Below are 20,285 nucleotides of genomic sequence, written 5' to 3'. Positions count from 1 at the left end.
TTCTGCATGCTGAAATCACCCCACAGAAGAAAGCTTATCACCGGTTCACGCCTGATTTTCTGGGGCGTGGGCTGCGCGTTGGCGGCCGGCGTGGGCGCGGTGCTGTACAGCGCGGCGGCGCGCACGGTCGATGACGATGCGGCGCAGCGGTTCGAGAATCTCGCGCGCAGCACGCAGTACGGCATTTCGGCGCGCATCAAATCCTATTCCGACCTGACGCGCGCGCTGGCGGCCTTGTTCCAGACCACCGATAACGTCACGCGCAAGCAGTTTAGCCAGTACGTGGCCAGCCTCGATGTGCCGCGCCATTTCCCGGCGATTGAAGCACTGACCTGGGCGCCGCAGGTCAGCGACGCGCAGCGCAGCGCCTACGTGGCCGGCGTGCGTGCCGAGGGCTATCCGGATTTCGACATCAAGCCGCCGGGCCGCCGCGAGCAGTATTCGGTGCTCACGTATCTTGAACCGGCGGCGATGCTGGAAGAGCGTCTGGGCGTCGATATCGCCGCCAACCCCGTGGTGGCGAAAATGCTGGCGTCGTCGCGCGACAGTGGGCTGGTGGCGGCGTCCGGCCAGCCGATCGTCGTGAAGCTGCCGACGCCGCACTTCGGCCTGGGCGTGCGGCTGCCGGTCTATAAACGCGGCATGCCGGTGGGGAGCGTGGCCGAACGCCGTGCCGCCTATCTGGGCTCGGTCGGCGCGGGCTTCAGCATTCCCAAGCTGGTGCAGGGCGCCATCGACGAGATGACGGTGCGGCAGGTGCACCTCACTTTGTACGCCGACGGCAGCGCCGACGTCGAGCAGCGCCGGCTGGTGATCGAGCCGACCGACCGCCTGCTGTTCAACGATACCGGCGCGATGGTGGCGACGCCGCTGGCAGCGGCGGAGCGCCTCGATTATTTCGAGACGGTGCTGCCGATCGATTTCAATAGCAGCTTGTGGAAGGCGCAGTTCCAGGTGCGCAAGGCGGCGCTGCTCACCGGTTTCGATCTGTATTTTCCGTGGATCGCCGCGCTGACCGGTTTTGCCGGCACGCTGCTGTTGTACAGCTATGTGTTCGTGCTGTACGCCTCGCGCCGGCGCGCCATCAAGCAAGGGCTGTTGCTCGACACAGTGCTCAATAACGTCGACGCGCATGTGTACATGAAGGACCAGGAGCGCCGCTTCCTGTACGTGAACGCGCGCATGGCCGACAGCCTTGGCCTGCCGGCCGAGGACATCATCGGCAAGTTCGATCGCGAACTGATGCCGACCAAGGCCGCCGACGCGCAATGGGCGCTGGAACGGCCGGTGTTCGCCGACGGGAACAAGCGCTCGTGCGAGACCCAGTTCGTCGACCGCGACGGCGAGGTGCAGCACCAATGGACAGTCAAGGTGCCGGTGGAGCTGGGCCGTTCGTTCACGGCGGTGATCGGCATGTCGACCGACGTGACGGAACTGCACCAGCTGAAGGACGAAGCCGATGCGGCCAACCAGGCCAAGAGCGACTTCCTGTCCAATATGAGCCACGAGATCCGCACGCCGATGAACTCCATCATCGGCATGGCGCATCTGGCGCTGAAATCGGTCACGCATCCCAAGCAGCGCGACTATCTGCAAAAAATTTATCACTCGGGCCAGCATCTGCTGGGCATCATCAACGACATCCTCGACTTTTCCAAGATCGAGGCGGGCAAGATGGACCTCGAGGTGCTGGACTTCACGCTCGATACGCTGCTGTCGAATATTTCGTCGCAGCTGGGCGAGAGCGCGCATGCCAAGGGGCTGGAACTGGTGTATGAAATCTGGCCCGGCCTGTCGCACCAGCTGCGCGGCGACCCGCTGCGGCTGGAGCAGGTGCTGCTCAACTTCGCCAGCAACGCCATCAAGTTCTCCGAGAACGGCAAGGTGGTGATCCGCGCGCGGCCGCTGGAGGAGCGCGACACCCACATCATGGTGCGCTTCGAGGTGGTGGACCACGGCATCGGCATGACGCCGGAGCAGGTGGCGCAGCTGTTCCAGTCCTTCCATCAGGCCGATACCTCGACCACGCGCCGCTACGGCGGCACCGGCCTGGGACTGGTGATCAGCAAACAGCTGGCGGAGCTGATGGGCGGCGGCGTTGGCGTCGACAGCACGCCGGGAGAGGGCAGCACCTTCTGGTTCACGGCGCGGCTGGCCAAGGGCGTGCGCTTCCTGCAGCCGAGCGACGAGTCGGTGCAGCCGGATGTGCTGGACAGCATACGCGGCGCGTCCATTTTGCTGGTCGAGGATAATATCTTCAGCCAGCAGGTGGGGCAGGAGCTGCTGGAAGACGCCGGCGCCACGGTGTGCGTGGCCAACAACGGCAAGGAAGCCATCGACCTGCTGCTCAAGGAACGTTTTGATTGTGTGCTGATGGATGTGCAGATGCCGGTGATGGATGGTTACGAAGCCACGCGCCTGATCCGCGCGCATCCCAAGCTGTCGGCCACGCTGATTATCGCGATGACCGCCAACGCCGGCCGCGACGACCAGCAGCGCTGCCTCGACGCGGGCATGGACGAATTCGTGACCAAGCCGATCGCGCCCAAGCTGCTGTTCAATATGCTGTCCAAGTGGATGAGCCAACGGGCGCGCCAGGCCGCCGATGCGTCACGCAAGCCGGCGCCGCCGCCGCCGTCGTACTTCTCGGTGCTGCCGACGCCACCGGTGTTCGTGCCGCGCCAGATGGCGCCGGCCGCGCCACCCCGGCAGGCGCCGGTGGCCGCCAATGCACCGGCCGCAGCGGGCGCTGCTGCCGCTGCCGCCGCCGCTGCCGCTGCACCTGCCACATCGGCGCCGGCGCTGGTCCCTGCCGCGCCACCCGCCGATGCCGCGCCGGCCGAGTTGTTCGACGTGGCGGCGCTGGCCGAAACCTTCTCTGGCAAGCCAGACAAAATGCGCAAGTACGCGCTGCTGTTCCTGACCTCCGCGCGCGACGGGCTGGCGGAAATGGATGAGGCGCTGGCGATGGAAGACCTGGCGCACCTGTCGGAACTCGGCCATCGCACCAAGTCCGCCGCGCGCGCGGTGGGCGCCATGCAGTTCGGGAACCTGTGCTACGAACTGGAACAGGTGCGCAACGACGCCGACGCCGCCAACGCGCGGCGGCTGGTGCAGGCGCTGCACGCCATGCTGGCCGTGCTGGACCAGCATATCGAGCAGGAACTGCTGGCATACGATCCGGGCTAGAGCGATAATACGGCTTCGACCCTATTTAAGAGCCCTATGCACCCTGGCATCACCCCCGGCCTGCTGATTTTGCACGGTAACCAGATGGAGCAGCTGCGCGCTGCCGTGTTCCAATGGCTGCGCAATCACCCGCTCGGGGCGCTGGAACCGGAAATCTTTTTGGTGCAGTCGAACGGCGTGGCCGAATGGCTAAAAATCGCGCTGGCCGAGGAAAACGGCATCTGTGCCGCCGCCCGTGTGGCGCTGCCGGCGCGTTTTCTGTGGGATGCGTATCGCGGCATGCTGGGGCGCGATCGTGTGCCGCCCATCTCCGCCTTCGACAAAGGCCCGCTGACCTGGCGCCTGATGCGCCTCCTGCCGGCGCTGCTGGGCGATCCCGTGTTTACGCCGCTGCGCCACTTCCTGGCGGACGGCGAGGCCGAACGCCGTTTGCAACTGGCGGAACGGCTGGCCGACTTGTTCGACCAGTACCAGGTCTATCGGGCAGACTGGCTGGACGACTGGGCCGCCGGCCGCGACCAGCTGCGCAATGCGCGCGGCGAAGTGTCGCCGCTGCCGGAAGACCAGCGCTGGCAAGGCCAGTTGTGGCGCGCCGTGATCGCCGACGTCGAGCCGCATGAACGCGGCCTGGGACGTGCCACCGTGCACACCGAATTCGTCCGCGCCAGCGCCGCCGGCGAGGAGCCGCTGGGCCGCCTGCCGCGCCGGGTGGTGATCTTTGGCGTCTCGGCGCTGCCGTTCCAGACCTTGCAGGCATTGGCTTCGCTGGCGCGCCACACGCAGGTGCTGCTGGCGGTGCCGAATCCGTGCCAGTACTACTGGGGCGACATCATCGAAGGCCGCGACCTGCTGAGCAGTGCGCACCGCCGCCAGCAGCTGCGCAACGGCCAGGACCTGGGCCAGATCCCGCTGGAAGAACTGCACGCGCACAGCCATCCGCTGCTGGCCAGCTGGGGGCGGCAGGGCCGTGACTTCGTGCGCATGCTCGATGAATTCGACGAGGCCGCGCAAGCCGCCGCCGCTGCGGCCGACAGCGACGAAGTAGCGCCGCTGCGCGTCGATCTGTTCAGCGAAGGCGAAGGCGATACCTTGCTGACGCAAGTGCAGGCCGCCGTGCGCGAACTGCTGCCGCTGTCCGAGCATCCGCATGCGCCGCCGCCGGACGACGACCGCTCGATCGAATTCCACGTCACCCACAGCGTGCAGCGTGAAGTGGAAGTGCTGCACGACCAGCTGCTGCAAATGTTCGCCGACGCGGAACACAGCGGCCGCCCGCTGCGCCCGCGCGACGTGGTGGTGATGGTGCCGGACATCGACACCTTCTCGGCCGCCATCCACGCCGTGTTTGCCCAGTACCGCCGCACCGACGTGCGCTACATCCCGTTCGAGATCGGCGACGTCAACGACCGCAGCGTCAATCCGCTGCTGGTGGCGCTTGAATGGTTGCTGCGATTGCCGCAGCAACGCTGCCGCCAGAGCGAGGTGCGCGACCTGCTCGACGTGCCGGCGCTGTCCGCGCGCTTCGGCTTGCACGAAGACGACCTGCCGACGCTGGGCCGCTGGATCGAAGGCGCGGGCGTGCGCTGGGGACTGGACCAGCAGCACCGCAGCGGCTTGGGCCTGGGCCCGGCCGGCGAACAGAATGCCTGGATCTTCGGCGTGCGCCGCATGCTGCTCGGTTACGCCAGCGGTAACGGTGGCAACTTTGGCGACAGTGGCGGCAGCTTCGCCGGCATCGAGCCATACGCGGAAGTCGGCGGGCTGGATGCCGCGCTGGCCGGTTCGCTGGCGCAGCTGGTGGAAGCGCTGCTGCACTGGCGCGCCGTGCTGGCCGAATCGCGCTCGCCGGCCGAATGGGGCGTGCAGGCGCGCTTGCTGCTGGCGGCCTTCTTCAAGGCGAGCGAGGAGGGCGACCGCCTGACGCTGGCGCAACTGGACGACGCCCTGAACAAATGGCTGGACACCTGCGAAGGCGCCGGCTACGAGGAAGCCGTGCCGCTGGCGGTGCTGCGCGAAGCCTGGCTAGGCCTGATGGACGAGCCGACCCTGAACCACCAATTCGTCTCCGGCGGCGTCACCTTCTGCACGCTGATGCCGATGCGCGCGGTGCCGTTCCGCGTGGTCTGCCTGCTCGGCATGAACGACGGCGACTTCCCGCGCCGCGCGCCGAAGGCCGACTTCGACCTGCTGGCGCAGCCGGGCATGGCGCGTCCGGGCGACCGCTCGCGCCGCGACGATGACCGTTACCTGATGCTGGAAGCCGTGCTGGCCGCGCGCGACAAGCTGTACATCAGCTGGGTCGGACGCAATGTGCGCGACAACAGCGAGCAGCCGCCGTCGGTGCTGGTGTCGCAGCTGCGCGATTATCTGGTGCATGGCTGGGACATGGAGCCGCGCGACCTGCACGCCCGCACCACCGAGCACGCGCTGCAGCCGTTCAGCCGCCGCTACTTCGAGGACGGCGGCCTGCTGACCTATGCGCGCGAGTGGCGTGAGGCGCACGGCGACGCCGCTGCGGCCAGTGACAGCGCCGAGCTGCCGCCGTTCGACATCGACGACAAATTCCGTCTCAAGCTGGGCCAGTTGCACAACTTCCTGCGCCAGCCGGTGCGCTACTTCTTCCGTCAACGTTTGGGTGTCATGTTCGGCGAGGCCGCGCTGGTGGGCGAAGACGAAGAGCCGTTTTCGCTCAACGCCCTGGAGCGCTACCTGCTCGAAGACACCTTGCTCGATGACGCCGACACGCCGGAAGAGCTGGACCAGGTCTACGACAAACTGACCCAGCGCGCCGAGCGCCTCGCGCGCGAAGGCGTGCTGCCGATCGGATTGATTGGCCAGCAGTACCAGCACCAGCTGGTGCAGGCGCTGGTGCCGGTGCGGATCGCGTGGCTGACTTTGCGCCAGCATTACGAACTGCCGGCGCCGAAAGTGGCGCTCAATCTGGTGCTGGCCGGCGTGCCGCTGGACGACTGGATCGACCAACTGCGCAGCAACGGCAGCGAAACCGTCTGGCTGGCGCAAATGTCATCGCGCGTGGCCGACAAACAAGGCAAGCCGCGCGGCGACAAGCTGATTGCGATGTGGCTGCGCCAGTTGGCGGTTTCGGCGACCGGCATGCAGGTCAAGGGCCTGCTGGTGGCGCGCGACGCCATCGTCACCATGAATCCACTGCCGCCGGAGGCCGCGCAGGAAGCCTTGCGCGAACTGGTCTGCCTGTGGCGCGACGGCATGAACCGCCCGTTGCCGACCGCCTGCAAGACCGCGCTGGCGCTGGTGCAGGAGGGCGATCCCCGCACCATCTACGATGGTAGCTTCGATATCGACGGCGAGAATGCGGACCTGTGCCTGGCGCGCCTGTGGCCGGACTTTGCGGCGCTCAGCGCCCAAGCGGATTTTGACGACGTCTCGCGCGCCCTGTATGGCCCGTTGGCGGACTGGATGGAACATTACATGACGATCGAGCAGATCGACCCAGAGGGCGCAGCATGAGCACCGCTAATCAACTTGCGCCGCTGACTTTCCCGCTGCACGGCTCGCGCCTGATCGAGGCCAGCGCCGGCACCGGCAAAACGTGGACCATCGCCGCGCTGTACGTGCGGCTGGTGCTGGGCCACGGCGGCGCGGACGGCTACCAGCGTCCGCTGCTGCCGGCCGATATCCTGGTGATGACCTTCACCCGCGCCGCCACGCGCGAGCTGTCCAACCGCGTGCGCGAACGGCTGGTGGAAGCGGCGGCTTATTTCCGCGCTGCGGAGCCTCGCAGCCAGCGTGACGACTATCTGGACGCGCTGCTGGAATCCTATCCCGACCACAGCGCCCAGCAGCAAGCCGCGCACCGCCTGCAACTGGCTGCGGAAACGATGGACGAAGCGGCCATCTTCACCATCGACGCCTGGTGCCAGCGCATGCTGCGCGAGCACGCCTTCGACAGCGGCAGCCTGTTCGACGAAGAGCTGGTCAGCGACGAGCAGTCGCTGTTCGAGGACGCGGCGCACGATTACTGGCGCCAGCAAGTCTATCCGTTGAACGCCAACTCGCTGGAAGCGCTGCTGTCCTGCTGGGGCGACGTGGGCGCGCTGAAAAGCACCATCCGCGAACTGGTGAAGCGCGCTGATATCATCGGCGACAGCGCATCACGCGGCATGTCGCTGGGCGTGTTGATCGCCGAGGTGCAGCGCAAGCAGCAGGCGCAGCTTGCGGAGCTGAAGGCCGGCTGGTACGAGCGCGCTACGCGTATGGAGCAGTGGATCGCCCAGCACCGCGCGGTCGATCCGAAGTGCTTCAACGGGAACAAGATGCGGCCCGATTCGCTGACCGCCTGGTTCAACGGGCTGCGCGAATGGGCGCAGGACCCGGCCCGCGTCATGCCCGACATCTCGGACACCGCCTGGAACCGCCTCACGCCGGAAGGATTGGAAGACGCTTTCGCCAAGAACTTCAGTACCGTGGTACCCGACGACTTCGACGCCACGCAGCCGCTGAAAAACGCGCTGCGCGAGATCGAACCGCTGGCGCATGCGCTGTACCGCCACGCGGCCGCCGCCGTCGCGGACCGCATGGCGGAACTGAAAAAACGCAGCCGCCAGTTCGGCTTCGCCGACATGCTGGACCGCCTGAACGCCGCGCTGCAAGGCGAGAACGGCGCCGCGCTGCGCAAGCGCATCACCGACCAGTACCCTGTGGCGCTGGTCGACGAATTCCAGGACACGGCGCCGAACCAGTACCAGATCTTCAATGCGCTGTACCGCGTGGCGGACAACGACCCGGCGACAGGCCTGTTCCTGATCGGCGATCCGAAACAGTCGATCTATGGCTTCCGTGGCGCCGACATTCACAGCTACCTGTCGGCGCGCCGCGCCACCGCCGGTCGCCACTACCAGCTGGGCACCAACTACCGCTCGACCGAGGCGGTGGTGAGAGCCGTCAACCACCTGTTCCTGCACGCCGAAGGGCGCGCCGACGGCGAAGGCTTCCCACGCGGCGCTTTCCGCTTCCGCGATATCCACTCGCGCGAGAATCCGCTGCCGTTCGAAGCGGTCGGCGCGAAGGGCCGCGATGAGCGCATGGTCGACGCGAACGGCGACGCGCCGGCGTTGGTGATCGCACTCAGCGAGGCGCAAGACCTGAAGGCTGATGGCTACCGCGAATTCTTTGCCTTCCACTGTGCTGAGGACATCGTGGCGCGCCTGAACGACGAGCGCACCGGCTTTGACGGCGGCAGGCAAGGCTTTCAACGCCTCCAGCCTGCCGACATCGCAGTGCTGGTGCGCGACCGCAAAGAGGCTGCCGCCATCCGCCGCGCCTTGCAGCGGCGCGGCGTGCCGAGCGTCTACCTGTCGGACAAGGACTCCGTCACCGAGAGCGAGGAAGCGGCCGACGTGCTGCGCTGGCTGTCGGCGGTCGCCAATCCGCTCGACGGCGCACTAGCGCGCGCCGCCTTCGCCACCCGCACCGCAGGGCTGGAACTGGCCGAACTGGCGCGCCTGTCCTCGGACGAACTGGCGTGGGAAGAGCGCGTCGAACAACTGAAAGCGCTGCACATCATCTGGCAGCGGCAAGGCGTGCTGGCCATGCTGCGCCGCTTCATCCACGACCTGCAACTGCCGGCCGCGCTGCTGCAGCAAGTGGGCGGCGAGCGTCGCCTGACCAACCTGCTGCACCTGGCCGAACTGCTGCAATCGGCCAGCCGCCAGCTCGATGGCGAACAGGCCCTGATCCGCTGGCTCGCCGAGCAGATTGACGGCGGCGAAGGCGCGGGCGACGAGCGCGTGCTGCGGCTGGAGAGCGACGCGGAGCTGGTGAAAGTGGTCACGGTCCACAAATCCAAGGGCCTTGAATACCCACTGGTGTACCTGCCGTTTGCCGTGACCGCGCGCAAGGTCGATAAGCGCAACCGCAGCTTCTTCGAATTCAGCGACGACGACGGCGTGCGCCAGATCGACATGGCGCTCAGCGATACCGCGCTGGAACTGGTCGAACGCGCGCGCCTGCAAGAGGATCTGCGCCTGATGTATGTGGCGCTGACGCGCGCGCGCCACTTCCTATGGCTGGGCGTGACCGCGCTGTCGGCGCGCAAGGCGGGCGACAACACGCTGCACGAATCGGCGCTCGGCTATCTGCTGACCGGCGGCTCGCCGCTGCCATCGGACCTGATGATGGAGCGCTGGCAGCACGCCTGCCACGGCTGCAACGCGATCAGCATCACCACGCTGGCGATGGGCGCGCAGCCTGCCACACGACTGAGCCGCGTCGAAGAACGCCCGCCGTTGCTGGATCCCTTGCATTACGCCGGCCATTTCGAACGCGATTGGTCGGTCGGCAGTTTCAGCTCGCTGGCGCGCCGCACCGGGCCGACAGGCGCGATCAGCGCGGACGGCCTGGTGCCGCGCGACGCCTTGCAGGAAAAGCTGCTGGAAGGCGGCGACCTGCCGGCCCTCGTGCAGCCGACGCGGGTGGAAGACGCGCCGTGGCATCGTTTCCCGCGTGGCTCGGTGCCCGGCAACTTCCTGCACGAGCAGTTGGAGTGGATGGGGCAGGAGGGCTTTGCCATCGCTGAATCCGAGCAGTTCGAATCGCGTTTGACGCGCCGCGTGGAGCGCGCAGGCTGGGGCAATCGCCTGGAGGATACGCTGGCGTGGCTGCGCGAAGTGGCCGTCACGCCGCTGCCGCATCTGGATGCGCCGTTGAGCCGCATCGCCGGCGCGCTGCCCGAAATGGAGTTCTGGTTCCCGAGCGAGCGCCTCGCCACCGGTGCGTTGGACCAGCTGTGCGCCAACCACCTGCTGGGCGGTGTCTCTCGGCCGGCGCTGCCGGAGCGCGCGCTGCACGGCATGCTGAAAGGCTTCTGCGACCTGGTGTTTGCGCACGAGGGCCGCTACTGGGTGCTGGATTACAAATCGAACGCGCTGGGCGGCAGCGATGCGGCCTATCACGAGCCGGCGCTGGTGGCGGCGATGGCCGAGCATCGCTACGACATCCAGGGTGCTATTTATATGCTGGCGCTGCACCGTCTGCTGCAAAGCCGGCTGGGCGAGGCCTACGATCCGTCCGAACAACTGGGTGGCGCGATCTTCATGTTCCTGCGCGGCATAGGCAATGCGCAGACGCGCGGCTGCTACCGCATGGAGCCCGATCCCGAATTGCTGGACGGGCTGGACAGCCTGCTGGGTGCATCTCATGAGTAAAGAATTCCTCGACCAAATCGACGCCCTGACCGAGGCTGGCCAGCTGCGCCGCCTGAGCGGGGCGTTTGCCCGTTTCATCGCCTCGGTGGGCGAGGCCTCGCCGCAGCTGATGGCGGCGTGCGTGCTGTTGTCCGAACTGGAGGGCCGTGGCCACAGCTGCCTGTTGCTGAGCGAGCTCAACGCCGATCCGGCCGCGCTGCTGGGCTGGAACGGCGATGAGTGGCGCGATCTTCGCGCATCAGTCGGTAACTGGCCGGAAGACGTCGCTGAGTGGCGCGATCTGCTGGCCGCTTGCACACAGGTCTGGCCGGTGGGCGGCGACAATATCAATCAGCCGCTGGTGCTGGATGGCGATCGTCTCTACCTGCGCCGCTACTGGCAGGATGAAACCCATGTGGCCGGGGCCGTGCGCGGACGGGCGCTGGGCGGCGTGCTGGCGGCCGATGCCGATGCGGAAACCGCTGAAATCCGCCGCTGGCTTGACATTTTGTTCCCGCATGCCGCGCGCGGCGGCGGCACGGACTGGCAAAAAGTGGCGTGCGCGGTCGCCATGCGCGGCAAGCTCGGCATCATCACCGGCGGTCCGGGCACCGGCAAGACTTATACGGTGGCGCGCTTGCTGGCGTTGCTGTTCGCTACGGCCGGTGCGCGTCAGGCGGGACTGCGGGTGGCGCTGGCGGCGCCGACCGGCAAGGCGGCGGCGCGGCTCAAGCAATCGATTGATATTGCGCTTGACGAATTGGCTGAAAAGGTCGGTTCGGCGCTGCCGCTACGCGAGCTGGCGGCCCGCATGGGCGCGGCGCGAACGCTGCACAGTCTGCTCGGGGCGCGCCCGGATACCCGCGCCTTCCAGCATCACGCCGGCAACCAGCTCGATGTTGATGTGTTGATTGTCGATGAGGCGTCGATGATTCACCTGGAAATGATGTCGGCGCTGCTGGCGGCACTGCCGCCCAATGCGACGTTGATCTTGCTTGGCGACAAGGATCAGCTGGCCTCGGTGGAGGCCGGGGCGGTGCTGGGCGACCTGTGTCACAACGCCGAGGCCGGGGAATATTTGCCGGAAACTTTATCTTACGTGCATGCCAGCACCGGCCAGGAGATTCCCGAGCAGTACGCCGGGCAGGGCGGGCCGATTGCCCAGCAGACCGTCATGCTGCGCGAAAGCCGCCGTTTCGGCGGCCCGATTGGCGCGCTGGCGCTGGCGGTGAATGCCGGCGATGCGGGTAAGGCAGTGGAAGTGTTGCGTTCAGGGCAAGATGGAAGAGTCACCTGGACCGACATGGCGCAGGCTTCGGACCTGTTGCAGCTGGCGTTGTCGGGCTATCGACCATATTTGCAATTGATTAAGAATATGCCCGAAAATGCCGACGACATCGTACGACTTGGTATTTTGAAAAGCTTTGAAAGCTTCCGTTTGTTATGCGCGGTGCGCGAAGGCGAGTGGGGTGTGGCTGGCTTGAATGATGCAATTGAGCAAAGATTGCAGACAGCTGGCTTGCTCAAGAAAACCGGCGAATGGTATGTCGGACGGCCGGTGATGGTGACGCGGAACGATTATGCGACCGGTGTGTTCAACGGCGATATTGGGCTGACCTTGGCGGATCCGGCGCGGCCGGGAGCGTTGCGGGTGTACTTCTCGGAAGGCGACGCTGTGCGCAGTGTACTTGCCACAAGACTAAGAAATGTGGAAACGGCGTTTGCCATGACGGTGCATAAATCACAAGGTTCCGAGTTCGCGCATACGGCGATGGTGTTGCCGAAAGACAGCGGTGGGATGCTGGCGCGGGAGTTGATTTACACTGGCATCACGCGCGCGCGCGACTACTTTACGTTACTGACGCCGAACGGCCAGGTGCTGTTGGATGCGATCGGCCAGCGTACCCAGCGGGCCAGTGGCTTGCGTCATCTGCTTGGCAGCTGAAGAGCTGCGCCAACCCCAGCGCAGCTTTTTTTTGCGCGGGTTAAGCCAGTAATTAGCATATTGAAACTAAAACTTGGCACTTGCCCCGCACGGCCATGCGGGGTTGCGAAAACAGGCGAAAAAAAGCCGGACTCGCAGGTCCGGCTTTCGGTAAGGCAGGGCCGCTGCTTACATCGCGCGGCGCGTGCGCTTGCTGGTTTTGGCGGCTTTTTTCTTGCCGCTAACCGAAGCTTTCATGACTTTTGGTTTCTCATCCGGCCCCGCAATGAAGCGGCGAATGTTGACAGCATCCATCAAACGCGCCGAGTTGGCCTTGGCATTCAGCAACACCAAGGTGGCATTCTTACCCGCCGACTTGAAGCGCATGATCAGGCAGCGGCCGGCTTCCTCGGTGTAGCCGGTCTTGGATAAACCCACATCCCAACCCTTGGCGCCCACCAGGCGATTGGTGTTGTGATACTCGACCTTGCGGCCCTTGATATTGATCACATCCTTGGTGTCGGTAGTGATGCGGCGAATGTCCGGGTAGGCCGAAGCGGCGGCGGCAATCTTCGCCAGTTCCGTCGCGGTCGACATGTTATGGGGCGACAAACCAGTCGGCTCTTCAATGACGGTCTGGGTCAAACCCAGCGCACGGATCTTGTTTTTAACTGCTACGCGGAAAGCTTCTATGCCGCCAGGATAGGTGCGACCCAGCGACGCAGCGGCCCGGTTGTCTGATGACATGAGCGCCAACTGCAGGGCATCGCCGCGCGATAATTCTGCGCCGACCGGCACGCGCGAGGCGCTGTGTTTCAGCGTATCCACGTCCGAGCGGTCGATGGCGATCTTTTCGTCCATGTCTTGCTTGGCGTCCAGTACCACCATCGCGGTCATCAGCTTGGTCAGCGAGGCGATCGGCACTTGGGCGTTGGCGTTTTTTTCGAGCAACACTTTGCCGGTGGCGTCTTCCACCACCAGCACCGATTGCGAACCCAGCGGTACTGCGGCGAACGAGGCCGCAGTAAACGAGGTCAGCAATGCAGCAATAATTTTCTTGAGCATAAGAGTATTCGGGGAACAGGAGTCTATCGGACGCACCAGGGCGGTGCGGCGCGCGTAAAAAGTCTGGCTATACGGCAATATTCTCTAAGGATAGACAATAACATTAAAGTCCGTTCTCGTCTATTGAATGTAAGTCTAGGATTCAAAACAAAAAAAGCCCGGACAGTGTCCAGGCCTTCGTCACAGCAGGAGCTGCGGATTATTTGTTGTAGATCTTGTCGAACTCGCCGCCGTCGTCGAAGAATTTCTTCTGGGCAGCTTTCCAGCCGCCAAACAGCTCATCCACCGAGAACAGGCTGATCTGACGGAAGTTGGCGTTGTATTTCTTGAATGCTTTTTCCGAGCGTGGACGCAGCGAGTGCTTGGCGATGATGTCCTGGCCTTCTTCGCTGTACAGGAAATTCAGGTAGCCGGTGGCTTGCTTGCGCAGGTTGCGGCGGTCGACCACTTTGTCCACCACGGCCACCGGCGATTCGGCCAGGATGGAGGTGGCAGGGTAGACCACGTCGAACTTGTCGCCGAATTCGGTGCGCACCAGGTTGACCTCGTTCTCGAAGGTGATCAGCACGTCGCCGATTTCACGCTGGGTGAAGGTGGTGGTGGCGCCACGGCCGCCGGCGTCGAGGATCGGTACGTTCTTGAAGATCTTGCCGACCAGCTCGCGCGCCTGCGCTTCGTTGCCGCCTTTTTTCAGCACCGAGCCCCACGCGGCCAGGAAGGTGTAGCGGCCGTTGCCCGAGGTTTTAGGATTCGGGATGATGACTTGCACGCCCGGCTTGGCCAGGTCGTCCCAGGTCTTGATTTGTTTTGGATTGCCCTTGCGCACCAGATAGACCACGGTCGAGTAGAACGGCGCTGCGCCGTTCGGGAATTTCTTGGCCCAGTCCGCCGTCACCACGCCGCGCTCGACCAGGATATCGATGTCGTTGGCCTGGTTCATGGTGACCACCGAGGCTTCCATGCCGTCCGCCACCGAGCGCGCCTGCTTGGAGGAGCCGCCGTGCGATTGGTTGACATTGATCGTCTCGCCGGTGCGTTTTTTCCAGTCGGCTTCAAATACCGGGTTGATCTCCTTGAACAATTCGCGCGTGACGTCATAGGAGGCGTTCAGCAGCACGGTGTCGGCCGCTTGCGCTTGTGGCAGGCCCAGCAGGGTGGCCGAAGCGGCCAGGAAGGAAGCGATGACAACGCGGCGAGTCGTATTTTTAGTGGTCATAATGAGCTTTCGTAATAACAGATGTCCATAGTGTAAAATTTCGACCGGAAAAGATACGAATTTTTCGTAATATGCTTAGAAGTTCACCAGAAAACGCATATGGATTTTAGAAAACATTCGTGGGCAAACACGGGAGTACGCTCTAGTCTGGCAGCATCCGACGGCTTAAGCCGCCTTAGTGTATAGTCGTTCCCAGTACTAAAGTAATGTTTTTGTGAGCGTACATGAGTCTTGAAATTCGTATTGCTGCTTCGACGGATGCGGAGGCAGCGTGCAATGTATTGCGCCGGTCGATCAGGGAATGCTGCGAACTGGATCATAAGAATGATCCCGCCGTTCTTGAAGCCTGGCTGGGCAATAAAACTCCGCAGATGGTGGCGAACTGGTTCAGCTCGCCCACCAATTTTTCGCTGGTGGCTGTCAGCGAAGGCGTCGTCGTCGGCGTCGCATTGCTGACCGGCGCCGGCAAGCTGGCGCTGTGCTATCTGCTGCCGGAGGCGCGCCGCCGGGGCGTCGGCAAGGCGTTGCTGCAACGGATGGAAGAACAGGCTTGCGGCTGGGGCGTGAAGGCGCTGCAGTTGCACAGCACCGCAACCGGGAAAGAGTTCTTCGCCCGGCATGGCTATACCGACGCCGGCAAGGTGCGCTCGCCCTACGGTGTGGAGACGGTGTTCTTCTGGAAGCAGCTGGATGATGAGGCGACCTGCCCGAATGCGCCCAAGCGCAAGAAGTTCTGCAACTGCAATACCGCCTAGCCCACCATCCGCAAGTCTGCGCGCTGTTCCGGCGCCGCGCCTACCTCCACCCCGCGTTCAAACAATTTCAGCTCGCCTTCGGCGAAGCGTGTCCAGTGTTCGTTGGAGGTCAGCGGCTGGGTGGCGATTACGGCGATGCGGTCGTCGCGCTGGTTGTGGTGGCTGAAATCGATGCTCAGCGCGCAGTCGATCAGGTGCGCCACCGAAAATGGATAGGCGCGCGTCACCACATGCAGCTCGGTGCTGCAGTGCGCAAACAGCAAATCGCCGTTGGAGAGGATGAAATTGAACGGCCCGTGCTCGGCGATCGCGGACGTCAGTTCGGCCAGCGCCGCGTACAGTTCGTGGCGCGCGGGCTGGTGCTCGAAGCGTTGCGCCAGGCCGGACAGCAGGTGGCAGAAGGCGCGCTCGCTGTCGGTGTCGCCCCACGGCGCGTACAGCGTCGGTTTCGGGTCGTACAGTTTGAGGTCGCCGTTATGGGCGAACGACCAGGTCTGGCCCCACAGCTCGCGCGTGAACGGGTGGCTGTTCTCCAGCGACACCCGGCCCTGCGTGGCCTTGCGGATGTGCGCCACCACGCCGCGCGCCTTGATCTGGCTCTGTTTGAACTGCGCCGCCAGCGGCGAGTCGATCGACGGCAGGTAGTCGGTGTACAGACGGCAGCCGCCGGGCGTGTGCAGGGCGATGCCCCAGCCATCCTTGTGTTCGCCCGTGCGGCCGCCGCGCTCGATGAAGCCGGTGAAGGAAAAGTCCAGGGCGGCGGGGTGGTGGCTGCTCATCGCAAGGAGTTGGCACATAGGGCGGGCGTGGAGTTAAACGATGGTTCCACGATAACGGCGGCGCTGCCTCGGCGGAACGAATGTTTTGGCATATCCATAGCTGAAAGCATTCGTTCTGCTTTGCCGCGCACGGGCATACGCTGTCGACATTGTCAGCATCCCACGAGGAGTTCCATGTCATTTCCCATCCTGCAAAAGTACCTGGCGCGTCTATCCGACGCCACCGGCGCTGCTTCCAGCATCTGGCTCGATCACGAGGGCAAGGCGCAAGGGCGGTTTTTCAATTGCACCATGAGCAGCGCGTTCCAGCCTATCCGGCAACTGGACAGCGGTGCGGTGCTGGCCTACGAAGGCCTGGCGCGCAGCGTGTCGGCGCAGGACCAGGGCTTGTCGCTGTGGAAGCTGCTCGACCACGCCGCCAGCGACGATGAGTCGATCGAGCTGGACCGGCTGTGCCGCATGCTGCACGCGATTAACTTCTTCCGCCAGGCCGGGCAGGGTGACACCGCGCTCTACCTGAACGTGCATGATCGCCTGCTGAGCGCGGTCAGCAGCAACCACGGCCACGCCTTCCGCCGCATCCTTGATGCGCTGGAATTGCCGCTGGAGCGGGTGGTGCTGCAACTGCCGGCGGCGACGCCGCAGCAGGGCTGGCTGTTGAATTATGTGTCGGACAACTATCGCCGCAACGGTTTCCGCTTCGCGGTCAACGTCAACAGTCCGCGTGACGGGCTCGGCGTGCTGGAGCGCTTGCGGCCTGACGTATTCAAGCTCGACGTGCGCGAGCTGCAGGACAAGGCGGGATTGGCGGAACTGCTGCAGCGTTGTGCTGCGTCCCGGGTGGAGGTGGTGTTCAAGCGGCTGGAAACGCCGCAGCACCTGGCGACCTTGCGCGAACTCGGCGCGGCCGCAGGTGTGTCGTTACTGGTGCAGGGTTACTTGCTCGACGAGCCGCGCGCGGCCTTGTTGCAGGAGCCGGCGCGACAGGCGGCATGAGCATGATTTAGTTCAGAACCCAGTTGTACTGCACTTGTGCCCAGACTGGTTCGCTGCCATTGGTGGCTGGCTTGAACTTGCAGCCGGCGCTGGCGCGTTGCGAAGCTTTGTCCAGGGCGACGTAGCCGCTCGACGAGATGACTTTGCTGTCTTTCACGTTGCCGTTGGCGTCCACCAGCACGGCCAGCTTGACGTTGCCAGCCAGTTCGTCGTCTTGCCACGAGGTGCGGTAGTTAGGCACGTCGCACTCGGCGTTGTTCAGGCGGCTTGCCGGGGCGGCGGCGCTGGCTGGGTTGATGGTCGACAGGGCGATCAGGGACAGGGCGGCGATAGAACGGATAATCATAGTAGGCTCCAATTAGTTAGTTCGATGGAAAAACTCATCTGGTACGACTGAACTATACTGCGTTGCGGCATATATGAATACTTTATTGTTGGAATGCCGGCCATTAGTAATGTGTATAACTCAAGTACTAAAATTGTTTCTGATACGAAATTTATGTATCGCAGCGGCAGCTGTATCATTTCTTAAGCGAAAGTTAGGAGTGTTTTTCTTTCCCTCCGCATAGGCTATAGTGGCAATATTGCTTTTTACGGTAGGGTGAGGGTTATGGCGACGCGCAGGGAGTTTTTGGGGCTGACCGCCGCGAGTTTTTTGTCGGTGCCGCTGATCGGCTGCGCTTCCAGCGTGCCGGTGCGGCACAGCAGCATCGCCAAGCCCTCCTCGACACCGGCGGCGCCCGGACCCGCACCCGCACCCTCCGGCGTCGGCATGGAACCGCCTCCCGATATTTTCGACGCCCAGGCGCTGGACCTGGAATTCTGGCTGCGTCCGCGCACCATCGAAGTAGTCCGGCCGGCCAGCAAGGAGCGCGCCAAGCTGCTGTACTGGAAAGACGGCGAAATCATCGATTCGGCCTACCAGGACCTGTGCCACCTGATGCGCGACGTCAACGGCGGCAACGAAACCCGCAATATCGATCCCAAGCTGTTTGAGACGCTATGGGGCACGCAAGCCTTTGTGCGCCGCTACGGCATCGACAGCCCGCTGGAAATCCTGTCCGGCTACCGCACCCCAGCCTCCAATAACAAGCTGCGCGAGGCCGGCGTTCCGGCCGCCCGCCAGTCGCTACACATGGTCGGCCGCGCGGCCGACATCCGCATCCCCAACCTGAACGCCGAAGTGCTGGGCGGGCTGGTGAAGAGCTTCCGCCAGGGCGGCGTCGGCTTCTACTACCGCGCCGGTCCGAGCGGCGGCTGGATCCACGCCGACACCGGCCTGCAACGCACCTGGAAGGGGTGAGCCCGGATCGGCTACACTGGCGGTTTGGCAAGTCGAGGAATACCATGCAGGACAATCAAGAACCGCCGCGCTTCCGGCCGGTGCCGTGGAGCGGGCTGGAAACGCTGGCCGACGTCGAGCTGTGGATCGAGGAACATAATCAGGCGCTGCAGCAGCACATCCGCCCCAACGAAACCGGCTACGGCGTGTGCTTCACGCTGGCCGAGGGCGGCGAGATCTACCTGCAAACCACGCAGGACGGCCATTTGGTGCTGGACGTGACGGAAGAGGCGTCGTGGGTGGCGCCGCTGATCATGGCGGCCGCCCGCGTGCAGGAAGCGCCGCCGGGTCGCCTGTGGGTGCTGCCCGATGATAAGCTGGTGCAGTTGATGATAGGATTAAGCGGCCTGATTGCCAGCTCCATCCTGGTGGTCGGCCATAATTTCGGATTGCGCCGCCGTATGGGCGCCTGGTAAGGGAGTCGCATGCTCAAACGTCATTTCGTATTGTTGCTGGCCGCCGCGCTGGCGTTGCCGGCGTCGGCCGCTGATTTGCTGGCCACCGTCAAGGCGCGCGGCACGCTCAAGGTGGCGCTGGAAGGCACGTACCCGCCGTTCAATTTCAAGGAAAAGAACGGCGAGCTGGCCGGCTATGACGTTGATGTCGCGCGCCTGCTGGCTGGCAAGCTGGGCCTGAAGGTGGAATTCGTCAGCAGCGAGTGGGCCAGCATCCTGGCCGGGCTGGCGGCCGGCAAGTATGACGTGATCATTTCGCAGGTCGGCATCAATCCCAAGCGCGAGCAGGCGTTTGATTTCTCGCAGCCGTATATTTACTCGATGCCGCAGCTGATTGTGCGCAACAACGAGACGGCGGCCTACAAGTCGTTGTCCGACCTCAAGGGCAAGAAGCTCGGCGTGGGGCAGGGCAGCGTCTACGAGCAGCAGGCCAAGGCGGTGCCGGGCGTGGAGGTGCGCAGCTACGCGGCCGCGCCGGACACCATGTCGGACCTGGCCTCGGGCCGCATCGACGCCGCGCTCAACGATAGCCTGATGTCGGCATATCTGCTCAAAATTTCCAGGCTGCCGATCAAGGCCGGCGCGCAAGTGGGCGCGGTCGAACGCATGGGCATTCCGTTCAAGAAGGGCAATCCCGAATTCAAGCAGGCGCTCAACCAGGCGCTGGCCGCTGCGGCCGCCGACGGCAGCCTGAAAGCCATTTCGCTGAAATGGTTCGGCGTCGACGTCAGCAAGGCGCCGTAAGCGATGGAGTGGCTGGAGCTGCTGCGCGAAGCGGCGCCGGTGATGCTGCGCGGCGCCGGCTACACGGTGCTGTTCGCGCTGGCGGCCATGCTGGGCGGCTTCCCGGTGGCGGTGCTGCGGCTGCTGTCTTACCGTTGGCTGTCGTGGCCGGCCGGCGTGTATGTGAGCCTGATGCGCGGCACGCCGCTGCTGGTGCAGATGTTCGTGATCTATTACGGCCTGCCCAGCATCGGCATTGAATTTACGCCGGTCACGGCCGGCATCCTCGCGCTCAGCCTGAATTCGGGCGCCTTCCTGTCCGAGAGCCTGCGCGGCGCGATCGGCGCCATCAGCAAGGGCCAGTGGGCGGCCAGCTTCAGTCTCGGTCTCGGCTACTGGGCCACGCTGTACTACGTGGTGCTGCCGCAGGCGCTGCGGGTGGCGGTGCCGGCCATGAGCAATACCCTGATCAGCCTGATCAAGGATACCTCGCTGGTCTCGGTCATCACGCTCACCGAACTGATGCTGTCGACCAAGGAAGTGATCGCCACCACCTTCCAGCCCTTGCCGCTGTATCTGGCGGCGGCCGCCATCTATTGGATGCTCAGTCTGTTGTTTGAGGCGCTGCAACGACGCATGGAACAACGCTTGAACCGCGCACATCACTCCCGATAGCCC

At 64.3% G+C, this 20,285-nt stretch carries 14 protein-coding genes; 10 read left to right on the top strand and 4 right to left on the bottom strand.

From position 1 onward, the window contains the following. The first annotated feature begins 6 nt into the window (after positions 1-6). The 4 genes from BMZ70_RS07950 to recD are packed head-to-tail and all read left to right on the top strand — an operon-like array spanning position 7 to position 12,297. A complete protein-coding gene (locus BMZ70_RS07950; protein ID WP_092272068.1) occupies positions 7-3,189 on the top strand; it encodes a CHASE domain-containing protein in 3,183 nt (1,060 codons plus the stop codon). Positions 3,190-3,225: 36 nt separating this feature from the next. Continuing rightward, entirely contained in the window at positions 3,226-6,678 is a 3,453-nt protein-coding gene (gene recC, locus BMZ70_RS07945; RefSeq protein ID WP_092272065.1) for an exodeoxyribonuclease V subunit gamma, read from the top strand. Then, positions 6,675-10,373: an exodeoxyribonuclease V subunit beta gene (gene recB, locus BMZ70_RS07940; protein WP_092272062.1), complete on the top strand. Its 3,699-nt coding sequence runs from the start codon at positions 6,675-6,677 to the stop codon at positions 10,371-10,373. Before recC ends, recB begins: the two co-directional genes overlap by 4 nt. Next, positions 10,366-12,297 (top strand): exodeoxyribonuclease V subunit alpha, encoded by a 1,932-nt coding sequence (recD, locus tag BMZ70_RS07935; protein ID WP_092272059.1) that lies wholly within the window; start codon positions 10,366-10,368, stop codon positions 12,295-12,297. The genes recB and recD overlap by 8 nt, the downstream gene beginning before the upstream one ends. 168 nt (positions 12,298-12,465) lie before the next feature. Here recD and BMZ70_RS07930 read toward each other — a convergent pair whose 3' ends face one another. Continuing rightward, positions 12,466-13,341, bottom strand: coding sequence for a serine hydrolase (locus BMZ70_RS07930; RefSeq protein WP_092272056.1), 876 nt, complete (start codon positions 13,339-13,341; stop codon positions 12,466-12,468). Positions 13,342-13,540: 199 nt separating this feature from the next. Then, on the bottom strand, positions 13,541-14,557 hold the full coding sequence (locus BMZ70_RS07925) for a sulfate ABC transporter substrate-binding protein (protein ID WP_092272053.1): 1,017 nt from the start codon (positions 14,555-14,557) through the stop codon (positions 13,541-13,543). Positions 14,558-14,781: 224 nt separating this feature from the next. Between BMZ70_RS07925 and BMZ70_RS07920 the strand changes: the two genes are divergently transcribed. Further along, positions 14,782-15,312, top strand: a complete 531-nt coding sequence (locus tag BMZ70_RS07920) for a GNAT family N-acetyltransferase (RefSeq protein WP_092272050.1) — start codon at positions 14,782-14,784, stop codon at positions 15,310-15,312. On the opposite strand, the gene BMZ70_RS07915 is transcribed toward BMZ70_RS07920, so the two are convergent. Continuing rightward, positions 15,309-16,109 (bottom strand): class II glutamine amidotransferase, encoded by an 801-nt coding sequence (locus tag BMZ70_RS07915; RefSeq protein ID WP_092272047.1) that lies wholly within the window; start codon positions 16,107-16,109, stop codon positions 15,309-15,311. The genes BMZ70_RS07920 and BMZ70_RS07915 overlap by 4 nt on opposite strands. Before the next feature lie 156 nt (positions 16,110-16,265). On the opposite strand from BMZ70_RS07915, the gene BMZ70_RS07910 reads away from it, so the two are divergent. Continuing rightward, on the top strand, positions 16,266-17,087 hold the full coding sequence (locus BMZ70_RS07910) for an EAL domain-containing protein (protein WP_092272044.1): 822 nt from the start codon (positions 16,266-16,268) through the stop codon (positions 17,085-17,087). 7 nt (positions 17,088-17,094) lie between these two features. On the opposite strand, the gene BMZ70_RS07905 is transcribed toward BMZ70_RS07910, so the two are convergent. After that, complete coding sequence (locus BMZ70_RS07905) at positions 17,095-17,433, bottom strand: energy transducer TonB (protein ID WP_092272041.1); 339 nt, start codon at positions 17,431-17,433, stop codon at positions 17,095-17,097. 264 nt (positions 17,434-17,697) lie between these two features. Between BMZ70_RS07905 and BMZ70_RS07895 the strand changes: the two genes are divergently transcribed. From BMZ70_RS07895 to BMZ70_RS07880, 4 genes are read left to right on the top strand one after another with little or no spacing between them, the layout of a single operon-like run. After that, the gene (locus BMZ70_RS07895; protein WP_165403501.1) at positions 17,698-18,390 is read left to right on the top strand and encodes a YcbK family protein; all 693 of its coding nucleotides are present in this window, start codon (positions 17,698-17,700) and stop codon (positions 18,388-18,390) included. 44 nt (positions 18,391-18,434) lie between these two features. After that, positions 18,435-18,845, top strand: a complete 411-nt coding sequence (locus BMZ70_RS07890) for a hypothetical protein (RefSeq protein ID WP_092272033.1) — start codon at positions 18,435-18,437, stop codon at positions 18,843-18,845. A gap of 9 nt (positions 18,846-18,854) precedes the next feature. Then, a complete protein-coding gene (locus BMZ70_RS07885; protein WP_092272031.1) occupies positions 18,855-19,628 on the top strand; it encodes a transporter substrate-binding domain-containing protein in 774 nt (257 codons plus the stop codon). Between the two features lie 3 nt (positions 19,629-19,631). Beyond that, positions 19,632-20,282: an amino acid ABC transporter permease gene (locus BMZ70_RS07880; protein ID WP_092272028.1), complete on the top strand. Its 651-nt coding sequence runs from the start codon at positions 19,632-19,634 to the stop codon at positions 20,280-20,282. Positions 20,283-20,285 lie beyond the last annotated feature (3 nt).

It is taken from the genome of Duganella sp. CF402, assembly GCF_900109645.1.
GTDB lineage: Bacteria > Pseudomonadota > Gammaproteobacteria > Burkholderiales > Burkholderiaceae_D > Rugamonas.
This window is presented reverse-complemented; position numbering and strand designations above follow the sequence as displayed.